The organism is Acinetobacter brisouii CIP 110357, from assembly GCF_000488275.1.
Classification (GTDB): domain Bacteria; phylum Pseudomonadota; class Gammaproteobacteria; order Pseudomonadales; family Moraxellaceae; genus Acinetobacter; species Acinetobacter brisouii.
Map to the genome: position 1 here is coordinate 819,878 of NZ_KI530762.1, position 13,642 is coordinate 833,519.

The following is a 13,642-nucleotide window of genomic DNA, read 5'->3' on the forward strand; positions in this document are numbered from 1 at the left end:
TTTTATATAAAGAAAAGCCCAACATTTATGATGCTGGGCTTTCTCGAATCTTGGCTCTTCCACCTGGGCTCGAACCAGGGACCTGCGGATTAACAGTCCGTCGCTCTACCGACTGAGCTATGGAAGAATAGTGGCTCTCCAACCTGGGCTCGAACCAGGGACCTGCGGATTAACAGTCCGTCGCTCTACCGACTGAGCTATTGGAGAATCTGAAGCGCATTCTATGGATTACTGGCAGTTAGGTCAAGTTAAAAATCAAAAATAAATTTATTTGTTGGATTTATAATCACTTGTCTAGAGCAACTTTAAATTTAGGTCATTTTTGTTATAAAAAAAGGCGTCAAATGACGCCTTTTTTAAAGTTTTCAAAGAAAACTTATTTTTCTACACCAGCAGCTTGACCAGCAAGTTTTGCATTTGCATAGTCCCAGTTCACTAGGCTTTCTAAGAAAGTAGAGATGTATTTAGGACGTGCATTGCGGTAGTCGATGTAGTAAGCGTGTTCCCAAACGTCAATTGTTAATACTGCAACTTGACCATGTGCAAGTGGAGTGTCTGCATTTGAAGTTTTCACGATAGACAGGTTACCGTTTACTTTGTCTGCAACCAACCAAGCCCAACCTGAACCAAATTGAGTTGCAGCAGCAGTCGCGAATTGTTCAGCAAATTTTTCGTAAGAACCGAAAGCTTCATCAATTTTTGCAGCGATTGCGCCAGTAGGTTTACCGCCACCGTTTGGTGCAATAGAGTTCCAGTAGAATGTGTGGTTCCAAACTTGAGCAGCATTATTGAAAATACCAGCTTTAGAAGCATCGCCAGCACTTGCAAGGATGATTTCTTCTAAAGATTTACCTTCAAGGTCAGTACCTTTGATGAGGTTATTCAGGTTAGTCACATAAGTTTGGTGATGCTTGTCGTGATGGAATTCTAAAGTCTCTTTAGAGATGTGTGGTTCAAGTGCATCATAACCATATGGAAGAGCAGGTAGGGTAATCGTTGTCATCTTTCTTTCCTTGCATAAGCTGGGTTTGAAAATTTTGTGGTGAATAGTTTAATGTATTTTTCAACAAAAAACGTGTTTGATAAACAATGAAATACAATATACGTGCTGTTTTATACAATGACAATTCTTTCAATCTGATTTAGATATTATTTAGATGGGATTGTCTTGTTCATAATAAATTGTTTCTACATCAAACTGCTTGCTAAGTGCTTGAGCCAGCCGCTGTACACCATAACGCTCAGTTGCATGATGCCCGCAAGCAAAGTAGTGTACGTTTAGCTCACGTGCTTCATAAAACGTTCGTTCACTCACTTCACCTGAAATATAGGCATCACAGCCTTGTTCTGCTGCTTGAGTAATAAAATCTTGTGCTGCACCTGTACAAAAGCCAATTTTCTGAATTTTTTCAGTAGTCGATGGCAAATGAATAATCTCGCGGTTAAAAACATCACTCAGTTGCTGTTTAAAGGCTTCAGCAGAAACAGCCTGCTTTAAATAACCGATATTGCCAATCGGATGACGATCATTAGGGTTGAGCGCCTGAATATTTTCAAACTCTAAAAGTTCTGCAATCGCAGCATTGTTGCCTAAACTTGGATGTGCATCTAAAGGCAGATGATAACCGACAAGTGAGATATCATGTTGAATCAGTTTTTTAATACGCGCGCCGCGCATGCCTGTAATTGGCGCAGGTTCACCTTTCCAGAAATAACCATGATGGACCAGTAATAGGTCAGCTTGTGCCTCAATTGCAGCATCAATGGCATCTAACGAAGCAGTTACTGCACAAACAATTTTTTTAACGTCTGCTTTGCCTTCGATTTGTAAACCATTTGGCGCATAATCTTTAAATTCAGAGCTGAGTAAAGTTTGATCACACCACTGTAAAATATCCTGTAACTGCGCCATAAAATTCCTCATTCAGTTCAATTGGATCATTCCAAAATCACTACTGTTGTTGTGAAGTTGATTAAGCTTATTGTAACTAAAGCTAGACAAAACCTTGCCAAGTTTTTAGCTTTTCATGAATATTTCATTTTACAATATTGACCCAAAAACTTTTTTGCTAATGAAGAAGATACCCGACAGAGGATGATAACGTGCGCAAAACCTTGACATGGTTGCCATGGATTTTACTAATTTTTGTGATTTTAGGATTTACTGCATGGCAAAAGATGCAAAAGCCCAAAGTAGTGGTTGCATCCGATGGTGTTGCTATGCCAATCGAGAAGCAGCAAGTATTGGTAGAACATAATCAGGAGGGAGGGGTACAGTCTTATCGTAATGCTGTAAAAGTTGCTGCGCCTGCGGTTGTGAATATTTTTACCACACAAAAAGTCAATCGTAGTGATAATGCCTTACTCAATGACCCCGTATTTCGTGAATTTTTTGGCAATCGTACACCTGAAGAACTCAACAAAAATGAAAATAGTTTAGGTTCGGGTGTCATTGTACGTGCTGATGGTTACATCTTAACCAATAACCATGTCATTGCTCAGGCCGATCAAATTGTTGTAGGTTTGAAAGATGGTCGCCGTGCAGAAGCTAAAGTGATTGGTACAGACCCAGATACCGATTTGGCTGTGATTAAAATAGACCTGCAAAATCTGCCTGTTGTACCTTTTAAACTCAGTGGTAATGAAGTGGGGGATGTGGTTTTAGCCATTGGTAATCCATTTGGTGTGGGGCAAACCGTGACGCAAGGAATTATCTCGGCAACAGGGCGCTCAGATTTAGGGATTAATACCTACGAAGATTTTATTCAGACCGATGCTGCGATTAACCCTGGTAATTCAGGGGGGGCATTAATTGATGTTGCAGGGAATTTGGTCGGTATTAATACTGCCATTTTTTCACAATCAGGTGGTTCACTTGGAATCGGTTTTGCAATTCCTGCCAAAATTTGCCAACAAGTGTTTGATGCAATTTTAAAAGATGGTCGAGTCATTCGTGGCTGGCTAGGAATTAGTCTAATGCCGCCAAAACAGGATGCTCAATGGCAGTCATCTGCTGGCAATAGCACAGGTGTTACGGTTGCTGGCGTACTGGCAAATGGCCCAGCAGCAGATGCAGGTGTGCATATTGGTGACAAGATTCTCAAAGTAAATCAGTATGATATTACTTCTGCATCACATTTAATTAATTATGTTGCATTACAGGCACCGAACAGTACCATTCATTTGGCAATTGACCGTAAAGGTACAGCGCTGGACTTGGCTGTGAAAGTTGGAGAGCGCAAGTTAAAAAACAGCACTGCCCAGTATATTCCATTACCAAAACGCTAAATTTAGATGTAAAAAAATCAGTTGCAAGCAACTGATTTTTTTGACTGCGAAAATTAGTTTTCGACTTGAATCCCTGCAACAAGCCAGTCTTGCTGTGAACCTACAGGTTTTACAAAGTGCCAAACTTCAGTGAATGGTTGAGGTAAGCTGTTCATGTCTTCGGAAACAGTTCCTGTAAAACGCACGCTGACAACATACTGACCATTTTCAGTCGCTGAGCCTGCCACCATTGCATTGAGATTGCTAAATTCTGCAACGTCCTGATCTCGGTTTGCCATAATGTCCTGATACATTGAGTTGTATAGTTCAGGTGTTAAGTAGCGGCGAATTTCTTCTACATTACTTGCACTGTTAATGGACTGAATATGGTTAAAACGCTGACGGGCGATGCGTAAAAATGAAGCAGGCTCAGTACCATCAGGTAATTGGCTACCACTGTTCGTATATGCTCCGCCAAAACCTTGATTATTGCTAGCTGAGTTGCCACCTACGTTTTGACCAAAAATATTGGTACTTTCGTTTGTTGGGCTAGCTTGTCCTGAAAATGGTGCAGAACCTTGGCTTTGTGTGTATGGGTTTGCAGTTGCAGATTTTTTAGCGCTCATTTTGCGGTAAATAAAGAAGCCAATGCCTCCGAGTAAAATCAGCCAGATCCAGCCTGGGATACCCGATTTCTTTTCAGCTTGAACATTTTGCTGCGGCGCAGATGTTGTAGTGCCATTATGGTCATTATTAGCTAAAGCGTGGGTCGCTAATGCACCAACTGCTGCACCTGCTGCACCTGCTGCGACCATTTTACCCAGATTTGAACCAGATTTTTGTGGTTGCGGTGCTGCTGGAGCAGATGGCGCTTGGTAAGTTGAAGTTGGTTGTTGGTGTGACTGACTTGGTGTAACAGAACGTGTCATGCCGTGGCTACGACCACCGCCTGCGCGTTTTGCCTCAGCCAATGGTGATAGCACCAATGTTGCCATTAAAATACTAGCAACTAAGCCACGTTGGCGTGTGTTCATTGATTGTTCCTATATAAATACAGATTTTCCATTGCATTTATGCGGTTATTTGAACCGAATTTCAATAGTAAACGAGTAACTTTTATGCGATTGAGCCATGCTGTAATCTGTCTGGTATGTATCGTTGGATTTATAGCTATAAACTCTTAATAATTTACCTTTCGGTAAATTATTCGCTCAGTTGCATGGCTTCGTGCAGGGCCTCATGTAAGCGCGCAACAGCAATAACCTGTACACCTGCAATTGGTTTTTGTGGTGCATTGCCACGCGGTAAAATCACATATTTAAACCCATGTTTTACTGCTTCTTTAAGGCGTTCTTGTCCATTAGGAACAGGGCGAATTTCACCCGATAAGCCGACTTCACCAAAAACTGCAAGTTGTTGTGGAAAGGCTTTGCCACGTAAACTAGAGGCACATGCCAGCAATACTGCAAGGTCTGAGCCTGTTTCAGTAATTTTTAAACCACCAACAATATTGACGTAAACATCTTGCCCTGTGGTTTGTACACCACCATGACGATGCATCACGGCAAGTAGCATGTTAAGACGGTTTTGCTCCAAACCAAGTGCGACACGGCGAGGTTGCCCCTGTGCATCATCTACCAAAGCCTGAACCTCGACCAGTAAAGGGCGTGTGCCTTCACGACTGATCATGACCACTGAACCCGGAATGGCTTCATCATAACGGCTTAAAAAGATGGCTGAAGGGTTGGCAACTTCACGTAAGCCCTTGTCGGTCATGCCAAAAACCCCCAGTTCATTGACTGCACCAAAACGGTTTTTTACGGCACGAATCATACGATAACGTGAGTCAGATTGACCTTCAAAATACAACACACAGTCAACCATATGTTCGAGAACACGTGGGCCAGCTAAAGCTCCTTCTTTGGTGACATGCCCAACAAGAAATAAAGCTGTACCACTATTTTTGGCAAAACGTGTCAATAATGCGGCAGATTCGCGAATTTGTGACACCCCACCTGGTGCAGATTGCAGGGTTTCAGTATAGAGAGTTTGAATAGAATCAAGGATGGCAACGGCAGGGCGTTGCTGAGCCAACACTTCACAAATCCGTTCGACACAGGTTTCGGCCATGACCTTGAGCTGATCGGTGGGGAGTTCTAGGCGTTGGGCGCGTAATGCCACCTGAGAAAGAGATTCTTCACCCGTAACATACAGCGCTGAGTTTTTATGGCTCGCCATGTGCGTTGCAGTCTGTAATAAAATGGTCGATTTACCAATCCCTGGGTCTCCACCAATTAAGACCACTGAACCTGTGACCAGACCGCCACCTAAAACGCGGTCAAATTCGCCAATCCCTGTCACAAGTCGCGTTTCATGTGAAATGGAAATTTGATTGAGTGTGGTGATTTGCGCTAATTGTCCTGCATAGCCACCCGAAAATGATGCTGATTTTGCTCGATGAGTAATGCTCGGTTCTATACGGATTTCAACTAAACTATTCCATTCACCACATTCAGAACATTGTCCCGCCCATTTGGAGTGATCTGCTCCGCATTGTTCACAGCGATAGACCGTTTTAACTTTACTCATGATTTAGTGCTTTTTTGTATAAAAAAATAAAAAAAGGGGCTTAACATTAGCATGTTCATCTGATAAAAAACACTAGAGATCATGGAATCGATCTTGTATGGCTCATGCTTTATGAACGGTGTCTTTGAGACGTCTGTGCCGTATGTCTTTTTTTTAAGCATCTAACTCTGAAATTGGAATGCTAATTGCTATTTGTTAGCAGCAACTCTGTTATGGATAATCATCAATGAGTTTTAACGAGCTAAATGATATTAACGCACCTGACGATTCGATTCATGAATTACAGCGTAATTTACACAATCGTCATTTGCAGTTAATTGCTATTGGGGGTGCCATTGGCACTGGGTTGTTTATGGGGTCGGGTAAAACCATCTCATTGGCAGGCCCATCTATTTTATTAATTTATTTTATTATTGGAATTATGGTTTTTTTCCTAATGCGTGCATTAGGTGAACTTCTCCTGTCTAACCTGAACTATAAATCTTTTGTGGACATGTCTTATGACCTTATTGGTCCAAAAGCAGGTTTTTATGTGGGTTGGACGTACTGGGTTGGCTGGGTACTTACGGGTATGGCTGACTTAACTGCTGTAATTAACTACCTCACTTTCTGGCTCCCACCAGATATGCAGTTTACACCTGCGGGGCAAGCGTTAATTAGTGCAGGCTGTGTGCTTTTCTTAATGTTATTGAACCTATTGACAGTTCGCTTATTTGGGGAAACTGAATTCTGGTTCGCAATTGTGAAGATCGTGGCAATTATTGCCTTAATCTGTGCGGGTGCATACATGGTGTTTACAGGTTATCACTCACCAAATGGTGACGTGGCATCTTTGAGCAACATTTGGGCACACGGTGGCATTTTCCCGAAAGGTGTTGAAGGTTTCTTGGCAGGTTTCCAGATTGCGATTTTTGCATTTATTGGGGTAGAACTTGTCGGAACTTCGGCTGCTGAAGCGAAAGACCCTCACATCAACTTGCCAAAAGCAGTCAATGCAATTCCTGTACGTGTCATCTTGTTCTACGTATTGTCTTTAACTGTGGTGATGTCTGTGATTCCTTGGAATCATGTCATTCCAAACAAGAGTCCATTTGTTGAATTGTTCCTTATGGCAGGCATTCCGACTGCTGCGGTAATTATGAACTTGGTGGTCTTGTCATCTGTAATGTCATCGATGAACAGCGGGATCTTCTCAACCAGCCGTATGCTGTACGGTCTGGCAAAAGATGGTCAGGCACCTAAAACATTAGGGAAATTATCAAAAAGTGCAGTTCCTGCAAATGGTTTGATGTTCTCTTGTGCATGTATTATGGGCGGTGCAATCCTTCAGTTCTTTGTACCAGACACTATTACTGCATTTACTCTTGCAACAACTTTGTCTGTAATTTTGTTTGTATCGGTATGGATCCTGATTATGGTGAACTATATCCGTTATCGCAAATTACGTCCTGAGTTGCATGAAAAATCGACATTTAAAATGCCTGGTGGCGTGTTTATGTCGTATGTTGTGATTGCATTCTTTATCTTTACAATCGGTATTTTGGTACTTGAACCAGATACTCGCCAGTCACTATTGATTAGTCCATTGTGGCTACTGATTTTAGCGATTGGTTATATGTTTAAGAAAAAGAAAGCATAATCAATAATTAAGTGAACTTAAACTCTCCATCTGGGGAGTTTAAGTTTTTATAAGAAATGTAAATTAAAAAAAATCTCATTCGCACTACTTTGGTTCAATACGATCAAAAATGGGTTTCTGCTTTGCTATAATATGGTGCGATTTTAATTTGTAAGTCTCTTTATTACATACATATTTATAAAGTTGCTCTAACTTGGTTCTATTTTAGAAAAATCAAAATCATCTCATGACAGATTCCTGCAATAGAGTCTCATAAGGGGCTGTTGTCTTTTTGGCTGTATTGCATCAAAGGGGGAGTGAACACAAATGAAAGGTAATACGACATGAAACAACAGTCAGTCGAACATCATGAGCTAAGTAAAAGCTTGTCCAATCGCCATTTACAGTTGATTGCAATTGGCGGTGCCATTGGAACAGGTTTATTTATGGGGTCAGGTAAAACCATCAGTCTGGCGGGGCCTTCCATCATATTTATTTATATGATTATTGGCTTGATGGTGTTTTTTGTCATGCGAGCCTTGGGTGAACTCTTGCTCTCCAATTTAAACTATAAGTCATTTATTGACTTTTCTACGGACTTAATTGGTCCTTGGGCGGGTTATTTTGTAGGGTGGACATACTGGTTGTGCTGGATCACCATCGGGATTGCTGACCTATCTGCGATTATTAACTATTTGCAGTTTTTTAATGGCGGACATCCATTTAGCCCTGGGGAAAGTGCCCTGATTTGTGTCGCCTCGATTTTCTTTATTATGGGGCTGAATCTGGTGACCGTGAAACTGTTTGGTGAGATGGAATTCTGGTTTGCACTGATCAAGATTATTGCGATTGTTGTGCTTATCGCTGTGGGTCTATGGATGATCTTTACAGGATTTACTTCGCCTACAGGTGAGCTGGCTTCATTTACTCATTTATGGGCAAATGGCGGTTTCTTCCCAACTGGTTCGACAGGCTTTTTAGCAGGCTTTCAGATCGCCATTTTTGCTTTTGTCGGTGTGGAGTTGGTTGGTACAACGGCAGCAGAAACCCGTGATCCAGAACGTAACTTGCCTAAAGCAGTGAATTCTATTCCTGTGCGAATCATTATTTTCTATGTTTTTGCATTGGTCATTGTGATGTCAGTCACGCCGTGGGATAAGATTAATCCAAGTGTTAGCCCATTCGTAAATTTGTTTACTCACGCGGGTATTGCGGCGGCAGCTATTATTATGAATTTGGTGGTGCTGTCTTCTGTCATGTCTTCCATGAATAGTGGTGTGTTTTCGACCAGCCGTATGCTATTTGGTTTGTCACGCGAAGGGCAAGGTCCAAAACTGTTTGGTAAGTTAAGCCCACGTTTAGTCCCTGCCAACGCTTTATATTTCTCGGCATTTTGTTTGCTTGGTGGTGCTGCACTTCAGTATTTTGTACCCAATACGATTGAAGCCTTCACGTTAGCAACGACATTGTCAACGATACTGTTTATTTGTGTATGGCTGATTATCATCTGGAGTTATATCAACTACTACAAAACGCGCCCAGAGTTACACCAGCAGTCCAAGTTTAAATTGCCTGGTGGTTTGGTGACCTGTTGGGTGGTGATTATTTTCTTCATTGGTATGATTTATGTCTTGTCTTTGGAGCCAGACACTTTAAAAGCTTTAAAGGTGAGTCCAATCTGGTTCTTGATTTTGCTGATCGGGTATTTCTTTTTTAAGCCCAAAAAAATCAGTAAAGATTAAAGCAAAACGCCAGTTCTAAACTGGCGTTTTTTTTTAGAAATACTTTGGTCAGAACAGGGTTCAAGGTATACTGCTTTTCAGTTTACATACAGGTGATGTCTATGATGCGTCAAATGATTGCTGTGATTAGCTTGCTGGCGACAGGTCTAAGCTTGGTGGGGTGTGGGCAGGCTGGAGATTTACAGTTACCAAACGATCCAAATTTGGATACTCGTCCAAAGTATCTGCTTTACCATCGTCATGAACAGCCAAATGCTGCATCTGAAGTCAATACCTCAGCGTCTACACCATCTTCTAAAGTTCAGTAATTTTAAGGATTTATCATGAGTTTTACCCGCATTCAAGGGGTTTTGCATGCTGAACAATGTTCTTTGGAACAGCTTGCACAGCAATTTTCTACACCGCTTTATGTGTATTCAAAAGCCAGCTTTGAAAAGCATTATTTAGATATGGATCAGGCGTTTAGCTTTATTGATCATCAAATCTGCTTTGCGGTGAAGTCAAACTCAAATTTAGCTGTGTTAAATGTCTTGGCAAAATTGGGTGCGGGATTTGATATTGTCACAGGTGGCGAACTGGCTCGTGTGCTGGCAGCAGGTGGTGATCCAAGTAAAGTGGTCTTTTCAGGTTTGGGTAAATCTGAAGCGGATATTGAAAAAGCCCTGAATGTTGGGATTGCCTGTTTCAATGTTGAATCACACGCTGAGCTAGATCGTATTAACAAAGTGGCGGCGCGTTTAGGTAAAAAAGCGCCGATTTCTTTACGTGTAAATCCTGATGTTGATGCTAAAACTCATCCTTATATTTCGACAGGTTTGAAAGAAAATAAATTTGGTATTCCAAGTGATAGCGTGTTTGAAACTTATCAATATGCGCACAGTCTTGAACATTTGGATGTTGTGGGAATTGACTGTCATATTGGCTCACAGTTGACAGAAACTCAGCCATTTGTCGATGCACTGGATCGCGTTATGCTGATGATCGAACAGCTTAAAACGCTAGGGATCCAGTTAAAGCATGTCGATATCGGTGGTGGTCTGGGTGTCACTTATAAAGACGAAGTGCCGCCAACTGTTGCTGAATATGCTAATGCATTGCGTCCTGCTTTAGAAAAATTGGGCTTAAAAGTCTATATGGAACCAGGTCGAAGCATTAGTGCCAATGCGGGTGTGCTCCTGACCAAAGTTGATTTATTGAAACCGACCAATCACCGCAACTTTGCTATTGTCGATGCGGCTATGAATGACCTGATTCGTCCATCGTTATATGAAGCGTGGATGGATATCCAGTCTGTAACGCCACATCAGGATACAGAAGCTAAAGTATGGGATGTTGTGGGTGCAATTTGTGAGACAGGTGACTTTTTAGGTAAAGACCGCGAGTTGGCTCTACAGGAAAATGATACCTTGGCTGTACTGGGTGCAGGGGCGTATGGTTTTGTCATGAGCTCGAATTACAATAGTCGTGGTCGTGCTGCCGAAGTGATGGTTGATGGTGATCGGGCATATGTCATTCGTGAGCGTGAAAGCATAGAATCTTTATGGGAAAAAGAGCGTTTATTGCCTCAGGAGTAATTGTTGATGTTGTTAGAATTTACCAAAATGCATGGTTTGGGCAATGACTTTGTGGTGATTGATCTGATTCGTCAGCGCGCCTACTTGGATGCCGTAACTATTCAGCGTATGGCGCATCGCCATTTTGGTATTGGGTTTGACCAACTTTTGATTGTTGAGCCACCTGATTTTCCAAACGTCGACTTTAAGTACCGTATTTTCAATGCAGATGGTTCTGAGGTTGAGCAATGTGGTAATGGTGTGCGTTGTTTTGCACGCTTTGTACACGAACGTCAATTGACGCATAAAACTAAAATGAAAGTACAGACCAAGGCAGGTATTGTTGAGCCTGAATTGGGGCCAAACGGATGGGTGCGGGTGAATATGGGTTATCCAAAATTCTTACCGCAGGAAATTCCATTTGTTGCCGATGAGCAAGAAGAACTTTATCGCCTTGATCTGGCAAATGGTCAGAACCTGTTGATTGATGTTGTGAATATGGGCAATCCACATGCAGTGACCATTGTGCCTGATGTTTTGACAGCAGATGTTGCAAACTTGGGACCACAAATTGAATCACATGCGCGTTTCCCTGAACGTGTTAATGCTGGTTTTATGCAGATTGTGGATGAAAAGCATGCGCGTTTACGTGTGTTTGAGCGTGGAGTCGGTGAAACATTGGCTTGTGGTACGGGAGCATGTGCGGCAGCAGTCAGCGCTATGCGCCGTGGCTTGTTGGCGAATGAAGTCGAAATTCAGCTTGCAGGTGGCTCATTACATATTGCGTGGCGTGATGGTGATGTAGTCTGGATGACTGGTCCAACAGCTAACGTCTATGAAGGACGTTTTGATTTACGCTATTTCCAAAGCTAAATTGTCATCCCCCAAGCCCGGATCAAGGTCTGGTTTTGGGGGATTTAATGCTTCACTTTATTTTTATAAACATAATAGATCTCGTCGTTTCTTTTTCGTATTTAATCTTTATCAACCATTTGATGTTGAAGTGTTTGCAACATCATTCGTGCTATCTAGTTAATTTTTTGACCTTGAAGCTGCTTGATTATGTAATGGAAGTTTTTCATACTGTAAGCATTAAAAAAATCATACTGCCTAGAGTAAAATTATGCAAAATCAAATGCAGGAACAACAACTTGAGCAATTATTAGAAAAAGCAGCCAAAGAACCTGCATACCGCCCAGAATTCTTACAACAATTATTGATCGGGCATATTTACTGCTTAGGGGTTACAGATCGAACGACTCAGCCGATGCAAACCGAGCAAATTCACCTGAAAAAAGGGGATGAATTGCATCTACAAAAATGGAAAAAAGCGGATGGAACGGAAGCATTACCATTTTTCTTGTCACTAAAAACCTTGCAGCAGTCGATTGAAGAAGAACATTCGTATTTATATCTTCCAACGCAGCAGTTTTTTGAAATGACACTTGGCGATACATTGGTACTGAACCCGATGTCACCTTATGGCAAAGAATTTAGCCCAAGTGAGATTCGTCAGCTTTTACACATTGATGTAGGGCAAGTCGAAAGTTATGAAGTCCAGCAAGACACAGAGGTTTTACTTGGACAACCAACAGAATATCCTTATAAGATGGTGTTACAGTTACAAAAATTCTTGCAAACCAAGCCGCAGGTACAAGCAGCGTATCTGGCACTGATGCATAACCCACAGCGTGATGCTGAACCGACTTTAATGATTGGCTTGCAACTGGATATGCAGCAACCCTTGCAACTGGATCAGTTGATTCAGCAGGTTGGCCAAGTTGCCTTTGAAAGTCTAGATCAACCAAGCCTTGTAGATTTGACGATTATTGATGATCAAAAAAGTGATGGTCTCAGTCGTTATATGCGTGAAGAAACCACACCATTTTATCAGCGTGAACAACCTGAAAAACGCCGTGGTATGCTAACTCGATTTTTTTCTTAATAAATAGGTTGATCTCATGGATATGTTCGAGTTGCTTCATATATGGCTGAATTCTCGTAAAATTCAGCAGCAGTCCGAGCATACATTGTCAGCTTATGAACGTGATGTCCGGGATTTTCTCAATTTTTGCCAGCGCAAGAAATTAGACCTCAATAATATTGCCTCGGCAGATCTGCGTGAATACTTGGCAGAAAAAGTGGAACGGCAACAACTGGCAACCAGTAGTTTGCAGCGCGCTTTAAGTGCAATTCGCCAGTTTATGCAATGGGTTGAGCAGCAGCAGAAAATTGCCCAAAATCCAGCCAAAGATTTCCGTTTAAAGCGCCAGCCACGGGCGCTACCCGGTATGCTGGATATTGAAACCATTTTACAAATTTTGGAACAGCCTGCACCCGAAAAACCTTTAGAGCAACAGCTCTGGCTGCGGGATAAAGCTATGCTGGAATTGCTTTATTCTAGTGGTTTGCGTTTGGCAGAATTACAAAGCCTGAATCTGCAAGATCTCGATTTTGAACGACAGCAGGTACGTGTAACGGGTAAAGGTGATAAAACCCGTATTGTGCCTTTTGGACAAAAAGCCAAGCAGAGCTTGCATCGCTGGTTGCAAATGGCAGCAATTTGGATGGGACAGGCTTTGCAACCAAATAGTGCCGTGTTTATTTCTCAGCGTGGTACGCGTCTGACGCCGCGCCAGATTGAAAATCGTGTCAAAGCCCAAGCATTACGGGCAGGGGTAAATGTTGATTTACACCCACATTTACTCAGGCATTGTTTTGCCAGTCATTTGCTTTCGGCAAGTGGTGACTTGCGTGGTATTCAGGAAATGCTCGGGCATAGCAACTTGAACACGACACAAATCTATACGCATATTGATTTTGATCATCTAGCGCAAATTTATGATCAGGCACATCCGCGCGCGCAAAAGTAA

12 protein-coding genes and 2 tRNA genes are annotated in these 13,642 nt (G+C 42.0%); 8 read left to right on the forward strand and 6 right to left on the reverse strand.

Annotation, left to right across the window (positions count from 1 at the left end):
- Positions 1-51 precede the first annotated feature (51 nt).
- The 4 genes from P255_RS03795 to P255_RS03810 form a co-directional block, all read right to left on the reverse strand.
- A tRNA-Asn gene (locus tag P255_RS03795) sits at positions 52-127 on the reverse strand.
- Between the two features lie 4 nt (positions 128-131).
- Positions 132-207 (reverse strand) — tRNA-Asn (locus P255_RS03800).
- 169 nt (positions 208-376) lie between these two features.
- On the reverse strand, positions 377-1,003 hold the full coding sequence (locus tag P255_RS03805) for a superoxide dismutase SodB (RefSeq protein ID WP_004903735.1): 627 nt from the start codon (positions 1,001-1,003) through the stop codon (positions 377-379).
- Between the two features lie 150 nt (positions 1,004-1,153).
- Complete coding sequence (locus P255_RS03810) at positions 1,154-1,912, reverse strand: Nif3-like dinuclear metal center hexameric protein (protein WP_004903736.1); 759 nt, start codon at positions 1,910-1,912, stop codon at positions 1,154-1,156.
- Positions 1,913-2,103: 191 nt separating this feature from the next.
- On the opposite strand from P255_RS03810, the gene P255_RS03815 reads away from it, so the two are divergent.
- On the forward strand, positions 2,104-3,288 hold the full coding sequence (locus P255_RS03815; protein WP_004903737.1) for a S1C family serine protease: 1,185 nt from the start codon (positions 2,104-2,106) through the stop codon (positions 3,286-3,288).
- A gap of 53 nt (positions 3,289-3,341) precedes the next feature.
- On the opposite strand, the gene P255_RS03820 is transcribed toward P255_RS03815, so the two are convergent.
- Both P255_RS03820 and radA read right to left on the reverse strand, forming a co-directional pair.
- Entirely contained in the window at positions 3,342-4,301 is a 960-nt protein-coding gene (locus P255_RS03820) for a Tim44 domain-containing protein (RefSeq protein WP_004903738.1), read from the reverse strand.
- A gap of 169 nt (positions 4,302-4,470) precedes the next feature.
- A complete protein-coding gene (radA, locus tag P255_RS03825; RefSeq protein WP_004903739.1) occupies positions 4,471-5,856 on the reverse strand; it encodes a DNA repair protein RadA in 1,386 nt (461 codons plus the stop codon).
- A 226-nt stretch (positions 5,857-6,082) separates the two neighbouring features.
- Here radA and P255_RS03830 point away from each other — a divergent pair, with 226 nt between their 5' ends.
- From P255_RS03830 to xerC, 7 genes are all read left to right on the forward strand, one after another.
- On the forward strand, positions 6,083-7,495 hold the full coding sequence (locus P255_RS03830; protein WP_004903740.1) for an amino acid permease: 1,413 nt from the start codon (positions 6,083-6,085) through the stop codon (positions 7,493-7,495).
- A 323-nt stretch (positions 7,496-7,818) separates the two neighbouring features.
- Entirely contained in the window at positions 7,819-9,216 is a 1,398-nt protein-coding gene (locus P255_RS03835; RefSeq protein ID WP_004903742.1) for an amino acid permease, read from the forward strand.
- Positions 9,217-9,317: 101 nt separating this feature from the next.
- Complete coding sequence (gene lptM / locus P255_RS03840; RefSeq protein ID WP_004753348.1) at positions 9,318-9,524, forward strand: LPS translocon maturation chaperone LptM; 207 nt, start codon at positions 9,318-9,320, stop codon at positions 9,522-9,524.
- Between the two features lie 15 nt (positions 9,525-9,539).
- Positions 9,540-10,790: a diaminopimelate decarboxylase gene (lysA, locus tag P255_RS03845; RefSeq protein WP_004903745.1), complete on the forward strand. Its 1,251-nt coding sequence runs from the start codon at positions 9,540-9,542 to the stop codon at positions 10,788-10,790.
- Positions 10,791-10,796: 6 nt separating this feature from the next.
- Entirely contained in the window at positions 10,797-11,642 is an 846-nt protein-coding gene (dapF, locus tag P255_RS03850) for a diaminopimelate epimerase (protein ID WP_004903746.1), read from the forward strand.
- A gap of 250 nt (positions 11,643-11,892) precedes the next feature.
- The gene (locus P255_RS03855; protein ID WP_004903748.1) at positions 11,893-12,714 is read left to right on the forward strand and encodes an enhanced serine sensitivity protein SseB C-terminal domain-containing protein; all 822 of its coding nucleotides are present in this window, start codon (positions 11,893-11,895) and stop codon (positions 12,712-12,714) included.
- Positions 12,715-12,730: 16 nt separating this feature from the next.
- Positions 12,731-13,642, forward strand: coding sequence for a tyrosine recombinase XerC (gene xerC / locus P255_RS03860; RefSeq protein WP_004903751.1), 912 nt, complete (start codon positions 12,731-12,733; stop codon positions 13,640-13,642).

Bases quoted from the DNA above. Each gene is read 5' to 3' on its own strand.
- P255_RS03805 (WP_004903735.1), bottom strand. From the start codon at position 1,003: ATGACAACGATTACCCTACCTGCTCTTCCATATGGTTATGATGCACTT.
- P255_RS03810 (WP_004903736.1), bottom strand. From the start codon at position 1,912: ATGGCGCAGTTACAGGATATTTTACAGTGGTGTGATCAAACTTTACTC.
- P255_RS03820 (WP_004903738.1), bottom strand. From the start codon at position 4,301: ATGAACACACGCCAACGTGGCTTAGTTGCTAGTATTTTAATGGCAACA.
- radA (WP_004903739.1), bottom strand. From the start codon at position 5,856: ATGAGTAAAGTTAAAACGGTCTATCGCTGTGAACAATGCGGAGCAGAT.
- P255_RS03830 (WP_004903740.1), top strand. From the start codon at position 6,083: ATGAGTTTTAACGAGCTAAATGATATTAACGCACCTGACGATTCGATT.
- P255_RS03835 (WP_004903742.1), top strand. From the start codon at position 7,819: ATGAAACAACAGTCAGTCGAACATCATGAGCTAAGTAAAAGCTTGTCC.
- lptM (WP_004753348.1), top strand. From the start codon at position 9,318: ATGATGCGTCAAATGATTGCTGTGATTAGCTTGCTGGCGACAGGTCTA.
- lysA (WP_004903745.1), top strand. From the start codon at position 9,540: ATGAGTTTTACCCGCATTCAAGGGGTTTTGCATGCTGAACAATGTTCT.
- dapF (WP_004903746.1), top strand. From the start codon at position 10,797: ATGTTGTTAGAATTTACCAAAATGCATGGTTTGGGCAATGACTTTGTG.
- P255_RS03855 (WP_004903748.1), top strand. From the start codon at position 11,893: ATGCAAAATCAAATGCAGGAACAACAACTTGAGCAATTATTAGAAAAA.
- xerC (WP_004903751.1), top strand. From the start codon at position 12,731: ATGGATATGTTCGAGTTGCTTCATATATGGCTGAATTCTCGTAAAATT.